We start from the raw sequence: 22,033 nt of genomic DNA, 5'->3' as shown, positions 1-22,033 counted from the left end.
CAAGGAGAGGACGCATCACATGCCACCTGCCAACCGCAAACCATTTCCAGACCATCACTTAAACGCAACACCCTCCCCGCGACTCCGCATTTTGCTCTGCGAAAAAGAGAGTGCCGACAGTAGTTTCAACTTTCTTGAATCGATCTTGCTTCATTTCGCGATTTTTCATAAAAAACCGATTCCTGTCCCATCAGGGATCTGATCAGGATCAACTCTCACTCAGATTCAATCACCTCCAAATCACAGTTTTACCCTTCTGCACCATCAGCGTGCGACAGTTACTCCAGCCCTTCACCCCATGAAACCGGGCAGCATAATGAAACGATTTCGGCTCAGCACGGTCATCCCTGCTGTTCTACTTTCTCTATCGATGAGCGGATGTGCTTCCACATCAGGTACTAAGGCCGTGGCCTGGAAAGCACCTGTTGCGCCGTGGAACTGGGGAAAGTCCGCTTCTTCTGAAGAGAAATCTGAGAAAGCAGAAAAAGAAACGACAGCCGAAGAAGAAACAGCCGTTGCCAAAATCAACGGTGTGGAAATAGATAAAGAAACAGCAGAGATAATCGGTAAGGCAGTTGGGGAACTGTTAACTCAACCAGAAAAGAAGCCGGCCAAAGTCACCACGCATAACGCGGAACTGCTGGCCTACATCCACGAAGAACTGAAAGACGCGACGCCAAAGGAACGATCTCAGTACCTGGCCAGTTTCAAGGGCGTCGATCCGGAAATGATCAAAAACATTCTGCGTACGCGTAGAATGGTCAACAGTATGCAGGCTCAACAGCTGGCCGAACACAAAACGTCTCCGGCTGCTCCTGTGAATTTACCCGGCCTGGGACATACCCAGCCTGGTGGTTCTCCGGCTCCCAATACAAACCTGCCTCAAGTCGCTAATCAACAGCCTGTCGTGCAACAGGCGAGTGCCCAGCAGATGGCTCCACCGGGGCAGATTACTCCCGGCAGCCAGCAGATACAGCAAATGAACAATCCAGTTCAGCTGGGAACCCTGGAAACAACAGGAAACAATCCGCAAACAGGCCTCCCGACTGTCGTTCCCGGTCAGCCACAAGCTTATTCCACATCAGAAACCATCAGCCAGGGTTTGAACCACATCCCATTGGTTGGCCCTCTGAAAACAAAATTATCCTCAGCGATCCATCAGGGCACGTCTGCAATTCAGAATGGTATCACTCGTACCAGTACTGCCTTCAGCGGTCAGCAGAACCCAGCCGCACAGCAACTGCCGGTCACGTCCCCAAATCCACAAATGGCACCGGTCACGAATCCACAATCAGCCGAGCTGGCCCCACAGATGGTCCCCCTGGCTGTTGCACAATCAGGTGCATCGGCGCAAGATCAGTTGCAGCAGTTGATCTCGGTTGCGGAATCAGAAATCGCTCAGCTTCAGCCGGGTTCGTCTCCCGAAGAAAAACAGAACTACATTGAGCGGCACGTTTACCTCCGCATGCTTTACCTGATGGCCGGACAGCACGAACGTGCCCTGGAAGCGATTCCGGGGATTGAACCAGCAGATCAGGAATTCTGGCAGCAGACCTTCTGGGCAGTCGCGAACTACTTTGATGAAGCGGCCATTCCAGATGTTGCCGATCGGGCCACTCAAACAGTGACCCAGCTCCGTCAGGCAACCGCCCGCCTGCAGGAAAAGGCAAACCTGAAACTCAAGAATGTCGCCTTCTGCCACAAGATCAGCAGTTTTGGAAGTTACGAACGCTTCGAACGTGATGAATACACGCCCGGTCGTCCCGTACTGGTTTATTCAGAAATTGAAAACTTTACGAGCGAACTGACCGCAGACGGCATGTACCGTACACTGTTAAAGTCAAAGATCCAGATCTTCAAAGCGGGTACCAACGGTGATCTTGTAGCAGAGATCCCCTTCGATACTACCGAGGATCTCTGCCGCAATGTACGTAAGGATTACTTCCACAGTTATAAATTTGAGATCCCCCGCAATATTTCGCTCGGGCCTCACATCATGAAACTGACTGTGGAAGATGAAATCAGCCAGAAGGTAGCCACTTACTCTCAAAACTTCACGGTGCGATAAGCTTCATATGTTTCCCGGACCAGCATCTCACCATCACGCCTGCGGCCTCGTAACCCCCAAAAACACATCGCTGGCCGATTCCGTTTTTCAACAAATTCCAGCGCGCGGATTTCTCTGGAATTTTCAGACACGGTCTGAGCAATCCAGCAGTCTGCTGTTTGCGACTGATCAGGAAGTGGATACACGCCGCAGTCTGAAAATGGCAAAAGTGGAAGCAGTACTCTTTGTGGCAGATGGTGCGCTCTCTACAAGAAAGATTGCTCAACTGGCCACCCTGGCCAATGCCAAGGAAGCCAAAGAGCTCATCGACCAGCTCAATGACGCACTGGCGGCCAGCCAGTCTGCGTTTCACATCAAGCGAGTCGCCACCGGTTACCGCATGATGACGCATCCCCAGTTCTCGTTCTGGCTCAACAAACTTCATCAGCGACAGGCGGCTCTCAAACTCTCCCCACCCGCCATGGAAACACTGGCGATCGTCGTTTATCGCCAGCCCATTACCCGTGCGGACATTGAATCGGTTCGTGGCGTCCAGAGTGCCGAAATGTTGAAGCAGTTGATGGATCGCGGCCTGGTTCGCATCGGCGGTAAAGACGACTCACTCGGCCGTCCTTTCCTGTATGAAACCACACGCAAGTTTCTGGAAATCTTCGGCTTGAAAAACCTGGAAGATCTCCCCATGGCCGACATGCTCCGCCCTGCGCCTGAGGAGCCGGTGAAAGCTGCGATCGAAGAGACCGAGGATGAAACGGAAGACACCAGTGAGTCCGAAGAAGTCGCTGAACTCTCGACTGATGCCGAAGAGCAGACAGAAGAAATTTCCGAGGTCGAAGAGTCTGATTCTTTCGAAGACTTTGAGGATGAAGATTCAGAAGACGAAGACCTCGAAGCTGCCTGAACCGGCCTTTTAACGTACCGATGTGGTCTGACGTTTATTCGCTTTCCGGGTCACCGGTTCCTGTGCTTCCCAGTTCTCTCCCACCGTCCAGCGGTAGTTCAGAATTCGGCGGCCATTCACCTGCTCTGCCCGAATCCAGAGTTCTTTCCCTTTGAGCCGATCCGCATTCGGCAGGTAATACAGCTTCCGGTCCTGTCCGTTTTTGAGCTCGGTAATAAAACGCTGCATCCGCTTCATGCTGGGAATGAACAGACTACAACGGAACTGCAGTGTTTCCAGTGGTGAGGTATTATTCACGATGATCTGTTCGATCTCCAGAACATTCCCCTCGAGTTTTCGATCCGTGACCTTGATCACGATATCTCCCAGCCCGACATGATAAGGGCGATGTACGCGAATTGAATATTTTCGCTCGGCAAAAATATCAAAGTCAATCGACACATCTTTCTTCCCCAGGCTCGCATTCGTGGGGAGTGTCATGAATGTCTCCAGGCGGAAATTTTCGCCGGTGCCGGCATTAAACGTCCACTCTCGCGGTTCGACTTCCCAGCCTTTGGGGACATTCAACACTGCCTTGCCCTGCACACTCTGAGCGAAAGTATTCTTTCCCAGAACCGCATCTGCATGCCCGCCATATTCACTCTTAGACTTCCCTTTCTCAAACTGAGCAGCCAGCCTCCAGTAAGCGACCTGCTGATTGCATTTGCGCAGGACAATCGGAGAACGGGTCACCAGCAGCTTATGGCGGCGGGTCGTCTCATCCCGCTCCAGCGAAATCCGTTTCCCCCAGACATCGGTGGCATAAGCGTTCTCCCCCAGATAGATTTCCTCTTCCGTGGGCTCCTCATTCCAGACGACCGCGATCGCTTCCTGGTCTCGTGCGAATACGAAATTCGAACTCTTATTGGGCATGTTGAAACTGCCGATATACTTCGCTCCCTGTAATGCCAGCGACACTGTTCGCCAGGGGAGAAATAACAACGTGGGAGAGCCATTCTGATTAAGCAAACCATGCTGCTCATCAAACACAGACGAAGCAAATATTGCATCCGCGCCCATGTATTTCGCGGTCACCATTCGTTTGACCAGATCAATGGCCCGTTCCTCAGGTTCGTAACCGGTTTTCGGCAGAGGCGTAAGCGTAACCCAGTGCGGCCCCATACCAGATCCCAGCTTCACCTTCTGTAGCTCTACTGCCAGTTCCGCCGCATTGAGACGCTCCTCATTATTGATCGCGACAAAGCTGTGTGTCATATGATTCTCAGGCAGCGGCGTTTTCCAGTCCCAGTGAATGCCGACATGCGTATCCCGACCGATCAGATCCAGTTGCGATTTGACATTCTTCAACGTCTCGGACAGATTTTGCATTCCGATAAAGCTTTTGTCTTCATCTCCCCCCAGCTGCCAGTAATTGACTAAAGAAGTGTATCGCGCAAAGACCTCTTCGAGTGAAGGGGACCAGAAACTGGCGGGCATCGTAAATATTCCGCTGACCCCCTGCCAGTCTTTGGCGAACTGCGAGCGTAAATCCCGAGGTGGATGATTTAACAACCCAACGGGAGTAATACCTTGATTGGAACACTGGTCGAGCATCTCCGCGATCCGACTGGAATGGTGAATGTCAGTCGACGCCATAACATTCCAGAGCGGAAACTTGATCCAGTTGATTCCTGCTTGCGCTGCGATATCAGGCAACTCAGAAACAGGCAACTGGTCGTGTTCTTCAGAAATCACCCAACCGAACTCCCCCTGGGGACGGGAATTCACCAGATCAATCACAGCAAAGGAAGTTTTCTTTTCCAGAATGGCTTTTTCGTCCCGAACCAGTTTGGAACGGACTTCATAGAAGCCATACTCCATCGGTTTCAGACGCCAGACCTCGGTATGATTATTCCCATCGAGCAACCTGCTGTTGGGTGCCCCCTTGACATCATCGGGATCGGTGACCAGATCCAACGCTGAACTCGCAATTTTCCGGTTTGAGCTGTCAATCAGCTCCAGGTCGAGGCGATATTTGTTCTTGGGGTTTAAACCACTGATCCGGCTGCTCACCCGGATTTCCGCATCGTGATCGACAAAATGGCGATGATAGTTATTCAGGATATCCAGCTGTGGCAGACTGCCGACCCACAAATCATCGAACCAGATGTCACCAGAGATATCTTTCAGGTTGTTATGAGCGACATGACAGCCAATCACGATAAATCGCACATTGGGATCTGGAGTCAACGGCCCCAGCGTTACTTCCACCCAATCCTGGTGGGTCCCTGTCACAGGTCGGCTCACAAAATGTTGAACCCGTTGTCGCTTATGATCCAGAAATGAGATCGAGACCATGGCTGCATCGTATTTGAGTCGCTGAGTTTTTATATACCCGCGAAAGACGTACGCATGATCCCCATCGATTTTCTGTGGCGGTGAATAGATCGTGGCGTGGCCCCCGTTCACGCCGATATGCAGACTCTGAGATCCAGTGCGTCCCTGATTTCGGTCGATGCTGACTTGCACATACTGGGGATATCCCGGCCCTTTTCGCCGCGACCAGTCATCCGGCATGTCATCGAAATCCCGGTCCTGGTCCGTCTCAAATGAGTATGACAGAATGGGGAGCGTATCTTCCACGAGATTACCCTCTACGGGTAAACCGGTCAGCAACGCAAGGTAGCAGGTGAGAAGCGATGACAGTATCATGGAAATTCCCGGGTGAATTCGAGGCTCTCTCTCATAATCGACCATTTTTTGAGGGATTCTCTATGGGGAACCCGGCTGGGAATCCTGTTTTTTCAATCCGGTTCCCTGAACGCCGGGAGATCATTCTCTTTTCACATCCGGTTAGATAAACTTTGCCTGTCGCACGAATTGCTGCGTTTATCCGACTCAGTTAAAATACCCGTTTCGCGTTTTGTTTAAGGTAGAACATGTCTCGTCTGAAACTCGCCGTTGCCACCCGCTGCTTCGGCATGCCGATCAGGAATGCTATCAAGACAGCTGCCCGCATCGGAGCCCGCGGGATTCAACTTGATGTACAACAGGAAGTCACTCCATCCTCTTTCGGGGCTTCTGGAGACCGTCAGTTTCGTAAACTGCTGGAAGAGTTCAATCTCAGCCTCGCTTCATTCAGGATGCCTGCCCGGGGCGCCCTGGTCGACCCGGAATTCCTGGACCAGAGAGTGTCACAAATCCGCGCAGCCCTGGAATTCGCCTGGCGGTTGCAGGCACCTTCCCTGATTATTCATCCGGGGCTCATTCAGACAGATGACGGAGGGAACTTTACTCTTATCTGTGAAGTACTCAACGATCTTGTGCGCTTTTCGAATCATATTGGTACCGAACTCTGTATCGCTTGTGGAAAGAATTCCCCTGCCGTCATGCGTGATCTGGTCTCCCGGGTCAACGCCGGCTTCCTGGGTATCGAACTCGACCCAGCCGACATGGTCCTCAATAACCATAATCCGGAAAAAACAATCCGTGAACTACATCCCTGGATTCGCGCCTACCGTCTGCGTGATGCCGTTCGTGAAATGGATACCGACGGCCAGGAAGTTCCTCTGGGCAGGGGTATGGTCATGTGGGACCAGTTCCTGCCTCTGGTCTGGGAAACCGCTTATCAGGGCTGGCTCGCCGTGGATCGCACGCAGGGCGACCAGCGGATAGAGGACTGTCGGCGGGGAATCGATTACCTCACGACAATCCTTCCCTGATCGCCATTGAATTTTAACCCGATAAAGCATTTGTATGTCTCTTCTGGAACCTGAAATTCTGTCGGTGACCGAAACCACTCGACAGATTAAAAATCTGATTGAAGCCAACTTCCCGTACACCTGGGTGATTGGTGAAATTTCCAACTGCACGGTGGCCCGTTCCGGGCACATCTATCTGACCCTCAAAGATGACAACGCTCAGCTGCGTGCAGTCATCTGGAAACGAACTGCGTCCCGACTCAAGTTTCAGATTGAGGACGGCATGGAAGTGGTAGCCGCTGGTCCGATTGAACTTTATCAGGCACGCGGCACTTACCAGCTCAACATCGAACAGTTACTTCCACAGGGGGTCGGCGCGCTGGAACTCGCGTTTCGACAGATGCAGGAAAAACTGGCCGCTGAGGGCCTCTTCAATCCGGAACACAAACAGCCGATCCCCCGCTTCCCCCGGAAGATTGCACTGGTAACCAGTCCCACCAGCGCCGCAGTTCGCGATATGCTGCAGGTTATCACCCGCCGCTGGCAGGCCGCTGACATTGTCATCGTCCCGGTGGCGGTGCAGGGAGATGGAGCTGCTGAACAGATCGCTGCCGGGATCGAAGTCGCTGCTCAACTTCCAGGGGTCGACACCATCATTACCGGACGTGGAGGGGGCAGCCTGGAAGATCTCTGGGCCTTCAACGAAGAGGTGGTCGCCCGCGCCATCTTCGACTGTCCGATTCCCATTATCAGTGCCGTCGGTCATGAAATTGACATCAGCATCGCCGACCTGGTAGCTGACCGCCGCGCCCTGACTCCCAGTGAAGCCGCCGAGCTGGCTGTTCCCCTGCAAACCGATGTCCTGGCGACGCTCTCTCACTGGAGAGGTCAACTCGCGACCAACCTGAAGCAGCGTGCCCGACAGATTCGCCTGCAACTGGATTCCCTCGCGGGGCGTCCCGCGCTGACACGACCTATGGACCTGATTCACAATCGGGCTTCCCAGCTGGATGAACTGGACCGGCGTCTGAAACGCAGTACCCGCGAACTGGTCAGCCGACTGCAGTCCGAGACCCGACATCTGGCCTCATCACTGGAAGCACTCAGTCCCCTGAAAGTTCTAAGCCGCGGATATAGTATCACACGTCGCGGAGCAGAATCGAAAGCGTCGACGCCGGAAATCGTCAAATCAGTCGATCAACTGCAACCGGGAGACACGATCACCACGAAAGTTTCTGACGGGAGCATCACCAGCCAGGTTCAGGAGTTACACCCAGATTCGGAAGAAGCTTCCTGAATCCTGTTGAATATCGAAAACCATTATTTGCATAAAGATCTGATCACATGGCCAAGAAAAAAAGTACGAAAGAACAAACAGAAGAACCTCTGTTCGAAGAATCCCTGACCGAGCTGCAGGAAATTGTGAGCACACTAGAGTCAGGCACTGCCGGTCTGGAAGAATCGATGGAACAGTTTGAGCGTGGTGTAAAACTGCTGCGTTCCTGTTACCAGCGACTTGAAACTGCCGAGCAGAAAATTGAAATTCTGACCTGCGTTGACGAAGACGGCAATCCGGTGCTGGAAGAATTTGACTCCACGGCTTCGGTCGATACCAAAGGCCCTGCGAAAAAAACAGGCAAACGAAAGAGCAGTTCCAGTAAAGACGAAGACGATCAGGATCGGACCCTGTTTTAAACCGGATATACAAAGAAGCCACGCATGTCGCAACTTTTAAGACAACTGGTGATTGATGTCGGCAACAGTCGCATCAAGTTTGTGCTGCTCAAGACGGAGCTCCCATTGGGAGCCTCTCATCAGCTTCCGTTGGTCGAACATGCGCTCTCAATTCTGGTTGAGGATCCTCTCCCCTGGGATCAGATCGCTGACTGGCTCGAACCCACTGATACTCCATGTCTGAGTTCGGTCGCGGGTTCCAATCCGCATGGCATCAAACGGGTCCTCAATGACTGGCCCGAATCTATCCTCCCCGATCCGCTGGAGGTTCTGAATACAGACGAGTTCCCTCTGGAGATTGCCGTCGATGAACCCCGTAAAGTGGGCATCGACCGATTGTTCAACGCTGTCGCCGCCAACCGTTTAAAATCGACATCGCAGGCTGCGATCATCGTCGATACCGGGACCGCCACCACGATCGATGTTGTGAGCACCGAAGGTTGCTTTGCCGGGGGAGCGATTTTACCCGGCTTTGAACTTTCCGCGAAATCATTACACGACTATACCGCCCTGCTCCCTCTGATTCCGGTCGAGGATCTGCGTCAAATTGAACCCGTGGTACTCGGCAAAAACACGACAGATGCTATTCGCAGCGGTCTGTTCTGGGGGCAGCTCGGTGCGGTCCGTGAACTCATCACTCAGCACACAAATCAGATACTTGCGGAATCCACATCGGGGGAAACTCCACTGGTGCTGCTCACCGGGGGCGGCTCAGCCCTGCTCGCTCCGCACCTGGATGAATCGGCTCACTTTGAACCTCTCCTGTCACTGCAGGGGCTGGCACTGGTCGCACAACAGATTCGCGGGATTCAATAAACCAGCATGACCACGCATTCCCCAAAACAGTTTCAACAAACCTGCCAGGCCGCTCTCCTTACCCCCCGCGGAAGAGGAGCTGTCGCTACGATTCGCGTTCAGGGAGGAACCGCTGCACTGAATGCGCTGGTAAATCCCTGTTTTCACGCCGTCAATCAGAAACCACTGATCGAACAGGCTGTGAACCAGATTGTCTATGGATACTGGGGAACCTCTAATACCGAAGACCTGGTTCTCTGTCGTATTGATTTTGAAACCGTTGACATTCACTGTCATGGAGGCATGGCGGCGGTGAATCGAATCCTGAATGATTTAGAGGCCCAGGGCTGTGACGTTCTTACCTGGCAGGCATTGGCCAGCCGGAAAGCGACAGGCCTGGAGCTTGAAATCCAGGAAGCATTGACGGCAGCCACTACGTTTCGAACAGCAGAAATTCTCCTGTGTCAATCGCAAGGCTTACTACGATCCGCTTTCGCCTCACTTCTGCCCGAGGAACAGAGCTCGTTCGATTCAGAACATCTGAAATCTCAGATTCAGGATCTGCTGCGCTGGAAAGAATTGGGACAACACCTGACCCGTCCCTGGAATGTCGTACTCGCCGGTCGACCGAATGTCGGAAAATCCAGTCTGATTAATGCGATCCTGGGTTATGAACGGTCCATTGTTTTTAACGAAGCGGGAACGACCCGTGATGTGCTGACAGCGACCACGGCGCTCTACGGCTGGCCGTTCCAGTTTTCTGATACCGCAGGAATTCGGGCAGAAGCAGAACAGCTGGAGGCAGCTGGAATCCAACGCGCCGAGCAGATCCTGAACGCCGCGGATGCCCGCGTCATTCTGATCGATATCAGCCAACCTGCGCATCCAGACGATCACCGACTGCTCACTCAATGGCCCGAGTCGCTGATCGTGGCTCATAAAGCCGACCTCCCCGAATGCTGGGGCGCACCACTTCCCCCACAGGCGATTCGAATTTCTTCAGTCACAAAAGCGGGGCTCGATGAGTTTCTGCAGAAACTGGTGGAACAACTGATTCCCGAAGTCCCCGACCAGGAGACGGCTCTTCCAGTCACATCACGCCAGATCGAACTTTTGAAACAGGCTGCAGCAGCACTGGATGCAGACGACCAGCAGGCTTACACACGCTTAATCAAACAGTTGCTGACAGAGGTTTAATCCCCTGTCAGCAACTTGAGCTGTATTACTTACTGCTGTGCTTTTAAAGTCTGTTTCCACTGATGCAGGGCCATCATCAGATTTCCCTGCGTCCATAACAGTGGCGTAATATCATTGGGAACGTACTTTCCTTTTTCCAGAAAATACGACTCAGGACAACGATATGGACCAAAGGGACACTCAGATGTCGTCAACTGATTCAAAGCGCGATCGAGGTGAAAACGCTGCTTTTCGAGATCAGCGTCCTGTCTTGATTCCAGAAATCGCTGGCCGTAAATCACCGACATGATGGAATCGAAAATGCACCACTGGGCTTCCTGACCCGGTTTCAGATATTGATCCCGGCTGGCCTGATCATCACTGAAGTCACTCGTGCGGTCATCCTCGCTGAAGACTTCTTTGTAATCAGCACACCAGTAAGAGTCTCCCAGATAGCGTCGGATTCCGTAATCCCCCATCAGGTGCGTTCTGACATCTTCCAGAATCGTGTCTGCCAGTTCTCCTTTGACCAGCCCCAGGGGAAAGATCAGGAACAGCAGCGCCCCGTCATATTTTCGGGCCAGCAGAGAGTCAGCCTGTATGCATTCGGCAGGCAGAATCTCTTCAAGTGTCGTCTGCCCCTGTGCAATGAGAGAGTCCAGCATCTCGGGTGTCACCAGAGTCTGCTGGTGCTGCAAGTCATCCCAGTTATCGCTGCAATTCAGATATTCCTTCAGAGCGATCAGCCCGCTGACCACAGTACCAATGCTGGAGGCTTCGATCTTGCGTGCTTCTTCCCAGTGGCCGCTGTCTGCATCTTCCCAGAAACGGATGGCTTCGAAATAGCGCACGAACGCCGCCAGCAGTTCGAGAGATTGAGCGGACGCCGTCAGGTGTCCCTGCTCCAGCATCCGACAGTACAACCAGACAAAGTATCCCAGTGCGTCGTTCTGAGCATGAGCCCATTTTTCATCGATTTCACCCAGCGTGTTTCCGTCAAAACGGATATGCGGCCGCTGCATCACTTCTTTCGGATTTGCTTCCCCCGAAATGATCTTATCAAAACGATCTCGATGCTTGAGAAAATACTCTGTCAGCGTGGCGACTGCTTTACTTGCTGGTTCCGTTTTCCCCACGGCATTCAATGCATGAGCGACATGGATATTATCCCGGACCCAGATGCTCTGATATCCCGTCGATTCATGAGCGATGGCTGCGGGAAACAAACCGTTCTCCAGAGCAGGGAACGAGAACGTCTGCTGAGACTCAAGAAATGAAAATAACTGATCCGTCTCTTCAATGGTCTGTAATGATTCTTTCAGGGCAAGAAAACTGTTGTCATCCATGATGATTCACCTGACTTCTAAAAACGAGTTGAGCGGACTGTTCCTCTGAATCCGTTCACCTGGGATTATAACGGCGCCGCGCTGCGCGCCTCGAATTGTGAAACAATCGCCGTCAAATTGCAACGGCAGGACAACAGGGAAACCCCTGATTCTCTGTTTCCCAAAAACAACATGGTTGATTTCTGGCAACATTACCGTGAAGCCCGTATTCAAGCAGAAATTCCTGATGACAGGAATTTCTGCCGACAGAATCATTCTAACCGATAAGATCCTGCACTCAGTCATCTGAAGTAGTGAACCGAGGTTTGCATCTGAGGCTTCAACCACAAGGGTACGACATTTGCAATTCTCATGAGATGACTGCAGTTTTTCTTCTTCACCTACTTCGATCGAGTGATAGAACTCCATGACCAGTGTCATACGATCTCGTCCAATCAGTATCTGTCTTTTGCTGTTCCTCTTTTCCGGACTGGCCATCGCACGCTGGAACCGGCAATATTTTTTCAGCCCCGACAGTGCCCGTTACGTGATCATGGCCCGTTCCCTCGTTAACGGCGACGGTTACCGGGAGATTGATACTCCGGGAGCCCCTCTCTATGCGCACCGCCCCCCGGGTATGTCGGTCCTGCTCATGCCCGCGGCCTGGATCGCGCCTTACGATGCCATTGCCGCCAAAGCCACCGTTCTGCTCACCACTCTGCTCCTACTGGCTTTAATGTACTATTACATCGTGCGTCTCAGTCAGTCAGAAGAACCAGAAGACCTGTCTGATAAGCACCTTAATAACGGCGCCCTGCTGATCACATTTCTGTTTGCAGTCAATCCATTCACGCTCTTCTACTCGACGCTCATCATGAGTGAAATCCCTTTCACAGCCTGCACTCTGGGGATTCTCTATCTGATTGCCGTCAGACCAGAACAACCGCGCAAACGGGATCTGTTTCTAATCACTGCATTACTGGTCTTCCTCCCCTTTCTCCGCACGATCGGGATCGCCATGGTACTGGCTGTCGCCTGCTGGGCAGTGGTCCGAAAATCGCGTTGGCCCTGGCTGGTGGGAGTGGCCTGCTCAATAGCTGCCTCCGGACTGTGGATGTTACGTAATGCGGCACTGGGGAAAAGTGGTTACGCCAGTATCGCCGTCAACGAAATCAGATCGCAGGGAGTCATCGGCACAGCGTTTCGCATGTGGGAACGCTTGAGTGCTCACTTTGAGAATTTTGGACAACAACTGTTTCCCAATATGCCAGGCATGCGACCGATCTACAGTGGCATGGTTCTTGATGAAATCATCACCTTGCCGGGACCAACCTGGCTGTACTATCTGATGACAGCAGGAGTTATTGCTGTCGCCTGCTATGGGATGCTTTATCGCCGAAATCGTGGCGGAACTGTTGCCTTGGGCTATCTGGTGTTCAGCGTGGGCATCCTCTCCCTCTGGCCCTGGATGCAGGAACGCTTTATGCTGCCTCTGGTGCCTGTCGTTCTCGCATTTGTTCCTTCAGGTTGGGCAGCCCTGAAACGGCACATTCAGGTTGCCCGTCCTGTCACCGGTAAAATATTTGCAGGTGGGTCTGCGCTTGTTTTGTTTCTCTTTGTCGGTTGTCTCTGCTGGACTGACACGCAACTGGTCCACGCCAATCTGAAGATGGTCTGGCAACCAGATCAGTTATATGACGAAGAACTGCCCTCCAACGGATTCAGTAACTGGACGAAAGCGGGAGCCTGGCTCAAGCAGAACTCAGAACCCTCAGACCGGATCATCACCCGTCAGGCAGCCATTGCCACAACGGCTCATCGTTTTGAAATGCTGGCTTTTTTTGAACTCGTCAGTCCTGACAAGTTGCATGAAAGTATTCAGAAGTTCTCTGCACGCTATCTGACATCGTACGACAAAGAGATCGTTTCCGCCTTCCCGTGGTACCTGCTCGACCAGGATCTGGTCTACCGATTCAACCCTGTCTACGACGAGCAAGGCGTCTTGATTCTCAAAGTCGAACCTAACCGGAGTGGCACCATTCGCCAGAAATACTGGCAAGCCGGTGAATCACTGGAGATCGCTCGACAGGCCTATAAACAGTTCCCTCACCGCTCGACCTTTCAGACAGCTCTGGCGCAAGAGATGTTCAAAAATGAAGACTATGAAGAATTGATCGGATTCATCAAACAGCTTCAAGGGCAGCAGGTTAAAGATGTGAAACTCACCTCTCTGCTGGGCTGGTGCTATTTTAAGACAGAACAATATCCGAAGGCGATTCAGGAATTCCAGTTTGCCCTGGGTATGCCCGGTCAGAAAATGATGCGCGGTGACCTGATCCGGGGAATTGAGTTGTCACATAAATATATCGCTAATCAGCAAGAACTCACACCGGAGGAAGCAAATCTTAAAGCAGCGAAGAAATCGCTGCAGCTCGCGCGAACCTGGTGGGAATACTCGCAGATCGATAAAGCGGAAACGGAGTTAAATCAGGCTCTGAAGAGAGAATCTCTTGATTCAGAAACCCAGTCAAAAATGCAGACTCTGCTGGCGAAAGTCTACCTGGCTCAGGGCCGAGCGGCTGAAGCAACCGAGCAGTTAGAGCTCGCTCTGAAAACAGCCCCAACAACGGAAAAAGGTGAAGCACAAACGCTGCTGGGGATGATTCAGCGCGAGGCTCGAGTCGAAAAATTCTTAAATAATCCGAGAAAATATCCTGTTGATAAAACGGGACATATTGACGTTCCGCTTAAGGAAGAGATCCTGCAACTCGCTCAGGAATATGAAGACTTTGGCGTACCGGGAAAATCACTGGCCTTAATGGAACGCGTGAATACTGTGTTTCCCAAGCAGTTGGAAATTCTCAAGTTACTTCTTAAGTATCAGCTGCTCTTTACCCTCACAGCGGAAGCTGAAGAGACCTGTGCTCAGCTCAATGTCCTCGCCCCCCAGGAGCACGGACTGTTAGAAGCAGCAAAAAAAATCGAAGCACTGAAGCTGGTTCCCCGTTTCTGAAAAGCAACCATCAACCGCCCTGCATGTCTCCACCGGGTTTCATTCCGGCATGCGCCGCTGCAGAGGGTAGACTATTCATATCTCAATTCGTTGCGGGCCAGGAACGGGGGAACCTCTTATGGAACTCTGGATTGATGGCTGGCTGGATTATCTACTTGACGCCTGGCGGACTGCAACTACCGCCGAATACCTGAAACTGATGGTCGGCGTTATTCTCATCGGAGGCTTTTTCAGCATTCGCAGCAGTAAAGTGAGATGACTAACTCTACTGAGTGACTTCTACACGCCACTGCTCGCCGGCATACGCGACGACATCTCCCGGTGCAAGCTGTTTACGACGCCGTGTTTCTACAACGCCGTTCACAGTCACTTCACCTGCCTGGATGACAACCTTGGCATGTCCACCGGTGCCGACAGCGCCTTGCTGTTTCAGAAACTGATCCAGTCGGATCGGGGGACGTTCCTCATGTGACATTACTTATCTCCCGTGTTGACTGCATGCTTTTTCTTCTTTTTGGGCTGCCAGCGCTGCTGTAGTTCCTTGAGCTCCTCGGCTGTCGGTGCCTTGAAAGTCGGATCCTGTGGATGGGTGGAAGAAAGTGCGTCGGTATCTCCCACCTCTTTCTGCCAGGTTTTCAAAGCCGTCAGCAGATGGTCTGCCTGCTGCTGGTAATCGGGATTGCCGAACAAGTTACGGGTTTCTGCCGGATCGTCCTGCAAATCGAAGAGCTGTGTTTTGTTAATCTGCGGATAGGTAATCAGCTTCCAGCGACCGTCGCGGGCCGAGCGCTGCACGTCTTTGTAAGCGGTGCATAACGTTTCTCGAGTCTGCTTCTGCTCACCTGTGATCACAGGCCACATACTTTGGGAATCCAGTCCCTGCGGTACCTGGGTCCCGACCATTTCACAGACCGTCGGAAAAATGTCATACAAGTAGACCAGCGCGTCGCTCTGCCCCTGCGGGATGCCGGGACCACTGAAAATCAGGGGAGATTTCATACTGTGTTCGTACAGACTCTGTTTCCCCATCAGGCCGTGACTGCCTACCGCCAGACCATGATCGGACGAGAAGATAATGATGGTGTTGTCATACTCCCCGCTCTCTTTGAGTGCAGTCAACAGTCGTCCGATGTGTCCATCCAGACCAGTAATGTCTGCGTAGTAATCGTGGAGGTGTTTTCGGATTTCTGATTTAGTGCGAGGAAAGCCAGCCAGCAGTTCATCCCGGACGACCTGCTCTCCATTATTGAAGGGATGCAGGGGGAGGTAGTTTGCCGGCAGAGGGATAGATTCGCGCTGATAGAGGTCCATGTATTCCTGGTCTGCCACTCGCGGATCATGCGGACAGGCGAATGCCAGGTACATGAAGAACGGCTGATCTTCTTTCCGTGTCTTCAGAAACTGGATCGCATCGTTCACGATCTCCTGACCGGGCTGTCCCAGCAGACGGGCCTGTTGATCATTCACATATTTCGTCGTATCGAATTTTTTGTGAATCAATGCCGCAGTATTGCCCTGTTTGCCGTGATGGTAGGTGTAATACCCGGCGTCTTTCATGGAATCAGGGAAATTCGGTTTGTCAGCCGAGGCGTAGCGGCCGGTCCAGCGAAAGTAAGTACGACCACTGAGCAGCATATTCCGACTGCAGACACAAACCGCCCCTGAGTTGCTGCCCAGACAGTAGGCGTTGTTAAAGACAAACCCGCTGCGCACCAGTTGGTCGAGATGGGGAGTCTTGATCAGAGGGTTGCCCAGTGCATGTATCGTGTCCGCCCGTTGATCGTCCGTGAACAGGAACAGAATATTGGTTTTTTCTTTCGTGGCTGCATTAAGACTGCTGCCGAACAGGGGAGAAAAACAGGCCATCAACAGTAAAGCGAAAGAAACTCGACAGCGAAAACTCATGATTGCCTCCAAGATTGAGCGCCGATCTGGTATTCTGGCGGGAGCATGAAACACTGAAAATCAGTAATTCGAATGTCAATATATAGCAAGGACGAACCAAATGCCAGAAGCAGCCCCCGCGGCCACATATGATCCCGTTAAAATGATCAAACCCCGTCGAAAACTGACCGGGATTTCCGCTGTCCTGCTCCCCTATCTGGAGTCGGGTGAAATTGACCGTGAGTCGCTGAGCGCTCATGTCGCCCGTACGGCTGATCTGGGAATCATCCCCGCCGTGAATATGGACACCGGTTATGTGAATCTCATCGATGAACCCACCTTCATCGAAGTTCTGAAAATCGCCCGTGAGACTCTCAACGGGGGCTCCTTTGTCGCGGGTGCGTTTGTCGGCGATCAGACCGGGGCGGCCTTCGATGCTGATGGCTACCAGCACAAGATTGACCTGATCCAGGAGTATGGGGGGACGCCGGTCATTTTCCAGTCCTTTGGTCTGGTAGAACAGACTCCGGAACAGATTATCGAATCTTACCGAACAATTGCCGCCAACACAGACCGCTTCATCGGGTTTGAACTAACCCGTGACCTGGCTCCCTTCGGTTCGGTCTACGATCTCGATACGTATGCCGCCCTGATGGAGATCCCGCAGTGTATCGGTGCCAAACACTCATCCTTCCATCGCGAACCGGAGTGGGAGCGGCTGCAGCTCCGCGATCAGAAACGTCCCGATTTCAAAGTATTCACGGGAAATGATTTTGGGATCGATATGGTCCAGTACGGCAGCGATTACCTGCTCGGCCTAAGCACTTTCGCCCCCGACCTGTTCGCCAAACGGGATGCATTCTGGGAAGCAGGCGATCCGGCGTTTTATGAATTGAACGACCTGCTGCAGTATCTGGGTTATTTCACCTTCCGCAGCCCTTCGCCGGCTTACAAGCATTCGGCGGCCCAGTTTCTGCACCTGCGCGGGTGGGTGAAAACGAATCAGACACATCCAAACAGCCCGACGCGCCCCGACAGCGATATTGAGATTCTGCGCGAACTGGGACAGCGACTCAATGTCATCGACTAAGCAAAAACTCCCCATGACCAGGTTTGATCATGGGGAGTTTTTTGTTGTATTCAGTCTGTCTTATCGAATCACGAATCAGCCAGGGGCTCTTTCTTTTCGGTAATGACGGGCAGTTCCTGAGATTTTTCGGCATTGATCTGGATGTAATCCTGCCACTTATCAGGAAGATTGTCCTCGTGAAAAATCGCTTCTACCGGACATTCTGGCACGCAAGCTTCACAGTCGATGCACTCATCAGGATTGATGTAGACCATGGATTCCCCTTCGTAGAAACATTCTACGGGGCAAACCACAACACAGTCTGTATATTTGCAGTTGAAGCAAGCCTCTGTAACCACGTGTGCCATGAGTTTTCCTTTCTGGACGTTGCACTTCTTAAATGTGATTAATCTACTCGAAGCGTTTAATGGTATTATAGACTTCGAAAATCAAAAAACTACCAGTCGCGCTCGATCAGACCTCGCTGTGGATGAGTCTGAATGGCAGTCATTTGTGATAAAACTCAAGTTGATCAACCCGCCTCGGAAAGAAACGGACAGTTCATCCTAGAACGCTGAAAATCAGGTGTCAAGACTACATATTCCCGGCCCGGCTCAGCCCCTGTTTCTTCTATCGGCAATCTTCCTGATAATCATGCGTTGTTTGCCAAAGGTAGGGCGACAAAGAAGACCTGATGATCTGCTTAGCACTCTTTCTTCAGAGACCAGCCTGAGTCCTGTGTTTTTTCGGATTGACACATATTGACAGAATCTGGTTCTCGACATAATCTACGCACGAAATTTCGATTCGCCCTTGAGTAATCCAGGATGGAGACCGCTCAGTTTGATCGAAATCTCTGCGACTTACTCGAAATTAAGCCGCATCAAATCTCTCAAAACATCCAAACTTACCTGTTTTTGAGCACGGAACTCCCCGGTTTTCCATAGCGAATGGAGTCGCTGAATGACAAACAACACCCCCACACCTGTCCCCTTTATCAATCTCGTCGACCAGTATCAGAGAATCAAGACTGAGGTTCAGGATGCCGTCCTGAATGTGTTTGAAAATCAGTCTTTCGTTCTCGGCGATGAAGTCGCTGAATTTGAGTGTGATATTGCCGAATATTGCGACTCCCGGAATGCCATCGGAGTTGCTTCAGGTACCGATGCCCTCTTGCTGGCTCTGATGGCCCTGGAAATCGGCCCTGGCGATGAAGTCATTACCAGCCCGTTTACCTTCTTTGCAACAGGCAGCTCGATTGCCCGCGTGGGTGCGACTCCGGTATTTGCCGATATCGACCCCGTGAGCTTCAATCTCTGCCCTGAGTCCATCGAAGAAAAGATTACCGAACGCACCAAAGCCATTATGCCTGTCCATATTTTTGGACAATGTGCCGACATGGAACCGATCTGGCGTAATGCCGTCCGGAATGGGATTCCCGTCATCGAAGACGCAGCCCAGGCAATTGGAGCCGAATACCGGGGCCGGCGTGCTGGCGTCCTGGGAACCGTAGGCTGTTTCAGCTTCTTCCCAACCAAGAATCTCGGGGGCGCCGGAGATGGTGGACTGGTTACCACTGATGACCCGGATCTCGCTACTCGAATTCGTCGCCTGCGGGTTCACGGAGACCTGGGCGGTTATCAGCATGCTGAAGTTGGCATCAACAGTCGTCTGGATGCCCTGCAGGCAGCCGTTCTACGGGTCAAACTGAAACACCTGGATCAGTGGACCAGCGAACGACAGGAAAATGCTCGTCGGTACAATTCCCTGCTGCGTCACTACCAGCTGCTTGATTGCATCGAACCTCCTGCCGTGCTGCCGGACCGTCGTCACGTTTACAATCAGTACAGTCTCCGTGTCAAAGGCGGACAGCGGGACAAGGTGCTGAACGACTTACGTGAAAAGCAGATTGGCTGTGCGATTTACTATCCACGTCCTCTGCATCTGCAACAGTGCTTCCAGTATCTGGGATACCAGGAAGGGGACCTGCCCGTCACTGAACTGATCACCAGCGAATGCCTGGCTCTGCCTATTTTCTCTGAATTAACAGCGACTCAGCAGGAAACTGTGATTCGCGGAATTGCGGAAAGCCTGGGTCGGCTGTCTTCTCCTCACTTCCCGACCCTCTATTCAGAGACATCACAGGTCAGAAAGGTTGCTTAATCAGCAACCCGAACAATCTGAAATTTCCAAATCCCCTGATTGCTCCAGCAGTCAGGGGATTTTTTTTGCACGGTAGAGGCTCCTGAGGTAGCCACACACCAAAGTCACCCCAGTTTACTCAACCGGACCTGACAGCATTTTGCAGGGGCGAAAAACCTACAAAAAATCAGGACGCGCCCACACGACTGCCTTTCGTAGGGTAAGCTTAGAGTGATGAAATTAATTTCCTGCATTGATGTGCAAAGCATCCAAAAACCAATCCCAATTCCTGCCAAAATAATGACGTTGATCGGCAGTTAAGGAGAGCCCATGCCGACTCTTTTTCAAAAACCGACAATTCTGATCATACTGGCTTTTGTTTTCTGCGTTTCCGTTTCGGACTCCTCACACGCAGCAGAAACATCAGGGGAACCTGACTCCACGGCCAGCAAAACCGCTATTGCGCTCAACTACTGTCGCGCCGCATTCTACCGCATCAGGAAAACCGGCTCGAAAGAGGTGATGTATGAGGAACGGGAAAAGATCCTCAACAACCTGAACCTCAACGGCATCGGCGATGAGAAAGTCATCAAACTCTACTCATCAGTGCTCGATGAAATCGCGCAGGTTGAGATCGCGGACCAGGAACGCGAATACTTCAAGAACAAACATAATTATCAGGCTCGCCAGAAAGTGGCCATCAACGCGCTGGCACTCACGACCGATGTACTCACACTGCAGTTTGGCAGTGCCGTCCGCACGGGTGCCAACAGCTGGTGGGACTATCGGAACGTCCAGGCGCAGAAAGACCTTGATCTCTGGAAAGTCGATAAGCAGCGCATGGAGACGGTGATCTCCAAATCGACCCTTTTCCTGGACACCTTCTGGAAACTGGCTCAGGAGAAAAAGATTCCGGATCAATGGCTGATCCGGGATGTGGATCTCGATGCGCTGGATGAAGCCATGCAGGAGCAGAACCCGCGCGTGCGTTTGCGGATTCTGAAACGCATGGAACGCTTCATGAGCCACTACCCTCCGTACTGGTATTACGTTGCCCGTACACAGCAGGCTCAGGGGCAACTGTTCGCCGCCTCGCAGACCTATACCGAACTGGCGAGTATCGGTGAAGGCTATTTCCGGCGAGATGATATGCTGGCTTCGGGCACGGCCAACCTGGCCAGTATTCGCGACTACCTGGGACAACCGGGTGCCGCACAGATGGCGATGAAATCACAAACCTATTCCAGCGAAGTCTGGGAAGCCAACCTGCTCTGTTCGCAGATCCTGCAGAAGCATCAGCAGGCGGATGAAGCGGAAGAAGCCATCCTGCGGAATCTGGACGTCGATCTGGAAACCCGGCAAAGCTCGGTCGCCCTGCTTTCGCTTTATTACAAAACAAATAACAAGCAGAAAATGATGGCCCAACTGAATCAGCCCAAGGTCGTGAAATCGGTTCCGGTCCCCACATTGATTCAATGTGCCATGTTCCTGGGGGCAGACAAAATGCCTCCGGTTGCCACTGCGCAGATTGAATCCTCACTTTACGTCTATCCGCAGCTCCATTTTGGAGCAGACGATATCGTCATTGCTTCCACCGGCAACTGGCACCTGCACATGTCTCAGGCGGAACTGGTGATGGCAAACAAAACCTATTCCCGACCCCGGCTTGCCACCGGACAAAATGAAGTTCATGCCCGTTTTGAACGGGTCGCCGAATTTGGAAATCCGTTTGCGAACTCAGGCCTGGCTAGTGCGCAACCTAAACTGCGATTGAAATATCCGGACGGGTCCAGTCTGGAACTGATGCTGGCTTCAAACCCACAGGATCGCAAACAGATTGACGTCGGTAATGCTCTGAACACACTCAAAGCACCTCCCGGCCAGCACTACCGGATTGTTGGTGCAGAAATTCAGGGTCAGCGGATCGCCTTCAATGACAAAGCCATCGTTGACGACGGGCGACGCATTGTGAGACAGAAACCACAACCAGTTACCGATGCACCACGGCTGTCGCAGGACGAGCCTCGTCCGCAGCAGCCCGCTGTTGAGCAGACTCTCCAGGCCGAGACGAAGTCGAAACTTCCGACGCTGGATGTACCTGAGCTGGGCATCCCCCAGTCTCCTCCGCCAATCCCGGCCCTCTCCTTTGATCCGGGCACATTCGAGGAGGAGCAGGATATCCAGAAAGGGAAAAAAGGGACGGTAGTCAGCTTTCCAGCCCCTCCTGAAGAGACGAATGTACCGTAAAT

At 52.4% G+C, this 22,033-nt stretch carries 17 protein-coding genes; 12 read left to right on the top strand and 5 right to left on the bottom strand.

Going from position 1 to position 22,033, the window contains the following annotated elements:
- The first annotated feature begins 316 nt into the window (after positions 1-316).
- Positions 317-2,068 carry a hypothetical protein gene (locus HG66A1_RS02250; protein ID WP_145180448.1) on the top strand — a complete coding sequence of 584 codons (1,752 nt, stop codon included), beginning with the start codon at positions 317-319 and terminating at the stop codon, positions 2,066-2,068.
- A 7-nt stretch (positions 2,069-2,075) separates the two neighbouring features.
- The gene (gene scpB, locus HG66A1_RS02245; RefSeq protein ID WP_145180445.1) at positions 2,076-2,966 is read left to right on the top strand and encodes an SMC-Scp complex subunit ScpB; all 891 of its coding nucleotides are present in this window, start codon (positions 2,076-2,078) and stop codon (positions 2,964-2,966) included.
- A gap of 9 nt (positions 2,967-2,975) precedes the next feature.
- Here scpB and HG66A1_RS02240 read toward each other — a convergent pair whose 3' ends face one another.
- On the bottom strand, positions 2,976-5,657 hold the full coding sequence (locus tag HG66A1_RS02240; RefSeq protein WP_145180443.1) for a hypothetical protein: 2,682 nt from the start codon (positions 5,655-5,657) through the stop codon (positions 2,976-2,978).
- Between the two features lie 227 nt (positions 5,658-5,884).
- Between HG66A1_RS02240 and HG66A1_RS02235 the strand changes: the two genes are divergently transcribed.
- Genes HG66A1_RS02235 through HG66A1_RS02215 form a run of 5 tightly spaced genes read left to right on the top strand, consistent with a single transcriptional unit; the run spans position 5,885 to position 10,372 of the window.
- Positions 5,885-6,667 (top strand): sugar phosphate isomerase/epimerase family protein, encoded by a 783-nt coding sequence (locus HG66A1_RS02235; protein WP_145180441.1) that lies wholly within the window; start codon positions 5,885-5,887, stop codon positions 6,665-6,667.
- A 34-nt stretch (positions 6,668-6,701) separates the two neighbouring features.
- Positions 6,702-7,943: an exodeoxyribonuclease VII large subunit gene (gene xseA, locus HG66A1_RS02230; RefSeq protein ID WP_145180439.1), complete on the top strand. Its 1,242-nt coding sequence runs from the start codon at positions 6,702-6,704 to the stop codon at positions 7,941-7,943.
- A 47-nt stretch (positions 7,944-7,990) separates the two neighbouring features.
- Positions 7,991-8,341 carry an exodeoxyribonuclease VII small subunit gene (locus HG66A1_RS02225; protein WP_145180437.1) on the top strand — a complete coding sequence of 117 codons (351 nt, stop codon included), beginning with the start codon at positions 7,991-7,993 and terminating at the stop codon, positions 8,339-8,341.
- A gap of 24 nt (positions 8,342-8,365) precedes the next feature.
- On the top strand, positions 8,366-9,196 hold the full coding sequence (locus tag HG66A1_RS02220) for a type III pantothenate kinase (protein ID WP_145180435.1): 831 nt from the start codon (positions 8,366-8,368) through the stop codon (positions 9,194-9,196).
- 6 nt (positions 9,197-9,202) lie between these two features.
- On the top strand, positions 9,203-10,372 hold the full coding sequence (locus tag HG66A1_RS02215; protein ID WP_315851625.1) for a GTPase: 1,170 nt from the start codon (positions 9,203-9,205) through the stop codon (positions 10,370-10,372).
- Between the two features lie 29 nt (positions 10,373-10,401).
- Here the strand turns inward: HG66A1_RS02215 and HG66A1_RS02210 are convergent, their stop codons facing one another.
- A complete protein-coding gene (locus tag HG66A1_RS02210; RefSeq protein WP_145180433.1) occupies positions 10,402-11,697 on the bottom strand; it encodes a glycoside hydrolase family 15 protein in 1,296 nt (431 codons plus the stop codon).
- 406 nt (positions 11,698-12,103) lie between these two features.
- Here HG66A1_RS02210 and HG66A1_RS02205 point away from each other — a divergent pair, with 406 nt between their 5' ends.
- Together HG66A1_RS02205 and HG66A1_RS31815 are read left to right on the top strand one after the other, a co-directional pair.
- Positions 12,104-14,689: a hypothetical protein gene (locus HG66A1_RS02205; RefSeq protein ID WP_145180431.1), complete on the top strand. Its 2,586-nt coding sequence runs from the start codon at positions 12,104-12,106 to the stop codon at positions 14,687-14,689.
- A gap of 118 nt (positions 14,690-14,807) precedes the next feature.
- Entirely contained in the window at positions 14,808-14,948 is a 141-nt protein-coding gene (locus tag HG66A1_RS31815) for a hypothetical protein (RefSeq protein ID WP_187782005.1), read from the top strand.
- A 6-nt stretch (positions 14,949-14,954) separates the two neighbouring features.
- Here the strand turns inward: HG66A1_RS31815 and HG66A1_RS02200 are convergent, their stop codons facing one another.
- Both HG66A1_RS02200 and HG66A1_RS02195 read right to left on the bottom strand, forming a co-directional pair.
- Positions 14,955-15,164 (bottom strand): RNA-binding S4 domain-containing protein, encoded by a 210-nt coding sequence (locus HG66A1_RS02200; RefSeq protein WP_145180429.1) that lies wholly within the window; start codon positions 15,162-15,164, stop codon positions 14,955-14,957.
- Complete coding sequence (locus HG66A1_RS02195; protein WP_145180427.1) at positions 15,164-16,594, bottom strand: sulfatase-like hydrolase/transferase; 1,431 nt, start codon at positions 16,592-16,594, stop codon at positions 15,164-15,166. The genes HG66A1_RS02200 and HG66A1_RS02195 overlap by 1 nt, the downstream gene beginning before the upstream one ends.
- Before the next feature lie 100 nt (positions 16,595-16,694).
- Between HG66A1_RS02195 and HG66A1_RS02190 the strand changes: the two genes are divergently transcribed.
- Entirely contained in the window at positions 16,695-17,663 is a 969-nt protein-coding gene (locus tag HG66A1_RS02190) for a dihydrodipicolinate synthase family protein (protein ID WP_145180425.1), read from the top strand.
- A gap of 68 nt (positions 17,664-17,731) precedes the next feature.
- Here HG66A1_RS02190 and HG66A1_RS02185 read toward each other — a convergent pair whose 3' ends face one another.
- Complete coding sequence (locus tag HG66A1_RS02185; RefSeq protein ID WP_145180423.1) at positions 17,732-18,010, bottom strand: ferredoxin family protein; 279 nt, start codon at positions 18,008-18,010, stop codon at positions 17,732-17,734.
- Positions 18,011-18,605: 595 nt separating this feature from the next.
- Between HG66A1_RS02185 and HG66A1_RS02180 the strand changes: the two genes are divergently transcribed.
- Both HG66A1_RS02180 and HG66A1_RS02175 read left to right on the top strand, forming a co-directional pair.
- Positions 18,606-19,805 (top strand): DegT/DnrJ/EryC1/StrS family aminotransferase, encoded by a 1,200-nt coding sequence (locus HG66A1_RS02180; RefSeq protein ID WP_145180421.1) that lies wholly within the window; start codon positions 18,606-18,608, stop codon positions 19,803-19,805.
- Between the two features lie 309 nt (positions 19,806-20,114).
- Positions 20,115-22,031: a hypothetical protein gene (locus HG66A1_RS02175; protein ID WP_145180419.1), complete on the top strand. Its 1,917-nt coding sequence runs from the start codon at positions 20,115-20,117 to the stop codon at positions 22,029-22,031.
- Positions 22,032-22,033: the final 2 nt, after the last annotated feature.

Source organism: Gimesia chilikensis, from assembly GCF_007744075.1.
Classification (GTDB): Bacteria; Planctomycetota; Planctomycetia; order Planctomycetales; family Planctomycetaceae; genus Gimesia; species Gimesia chilikensis_A.
This window is presented reverse-complemented; position numbering and strand designations above follow the sequence as displayed.

Excerpts from the sequence above, each read along its gene's own strand:
- HG66A1_RS02180 (WP_145180421.1), top strand. The coding sequence starts at position 18,606 with ATGACAAACAACACCCCCACACCTGTCCCCTTTATCAATCTCGTCGAC.
- HG66A1_RS02200 (WP_145180429.1), bottom strand. The coding sequence starts at position 15,164 with ATGTCACATGAGGAACGTCCCCCGATCCGACTGGATCAGTTTCTGAAA.
- HG66A1_RS02175 (WP_145180419.1), top strand. The coding sequence starts at position 20,115 with ATGCCGACTCTTTTTCAAAAACCGACAATTCTGATCATACTGGCTTTT.
- HG66A1_RS02195 (WP_145180427.1), bottom strand. The coding sequence starts at position 16,594 with ATGAGTTTTCGCTGTCGAGTTTCTTTCGCTTTACTGTTGATGGCCTGT.
- HG66A1_RS02205 (WP_145180431.1), top strand. The coding sequence starts at position 12,104 with ATGACCAGTGTCATACGATCTCGTCCAATCAGTATCTGTCTTTTGCTG.
- HG66A1_RS02240 (WP_145180443.1), bottom strand. The coding sequence starts at position 5,657 with ATGATACTGTCATCGCTTCTCACCTGCTACCTTGCGTTGCTGACCGGT.
- HG66A1_RS02225 (WP_145180437.1), top strand. The coding sequence starts at position 7,991 with ATGGCCAAGAAAAAAAGTACGAAAGAACAAACAGAAGAACCTCTGTTC.
- HG66A1_RS02215 (WP_315851625.1), top strand. The coding sequence starts at position 9,203 with ATGACCACGCATTCCCCAAAACAGTTTCAACAAACCTGCCAGGCCGCT.
- HG66A1_RS02235 (WP_145180441.1), top strand. The coding sequence starts at position 5,885 with ATGTCTCGTCTGAAACTCGCCGTTGCCACCCGCTGCTTCGGCATGCCG.
- scpB (WP_145180445.1), top strand. The coding sequence starts at position 2,076 with ATGTTTCCCGGACCAGCATCTCACCATCACGCCTGCGGCCTCGTAACC.
- HG66A1_RS02185 (WP_145180423.1), bottom strand. The coding sequence starts at position 18,010 with ATGGCACACGTGGTTACAGAGGCTTGCTTCAACTGCAAATATACAGAC.
- xseA (WP_145180439.1), top strand. The coding sequence starts at position 6,702 with ATGTCTCTTCTGGAACCTGAAATTCTGTCGGTGACCGAAACCACTCGA.
- HG66A1_RS02220 (WP_145180435.1), top strand. The coding sequence starts at position 8,366 with ATGTCGCAACTTTTAAGACAACTGGTGATTGATGTCGGCAACAGTCGC.
- HG66A1_RS02210 (WP_145180433.1), bottom strand. The coding sequence starts at position 11,697 with ATGGATGACAACAGTTTTCTTGCCCTGAAAGAATCATTACAGACCATT.
- HG66A1_RS31815 (WP_187782005.1), top strand. The coding sequence starts at position 14,808 with ATGGAACTCTGGATTGATGGCTGGCTGGATTATCTACTTGACGCCTGG.
- HG66A1_RS02250 (WP_145180448.1), top strand. The coding sequence starts at position 317 with ATGAAACGATTTCGGCTCAGCACGGTCATCCCTGCTGTTCTACTTTCT.
- HG66A1_RS02190 (WP_145180425.1), top strand. The coding sequence starts at position 16,695 with ATGCCAGAAGCAGCCCCCGCGGCCACATATGATCCCGTTAAAATGATC.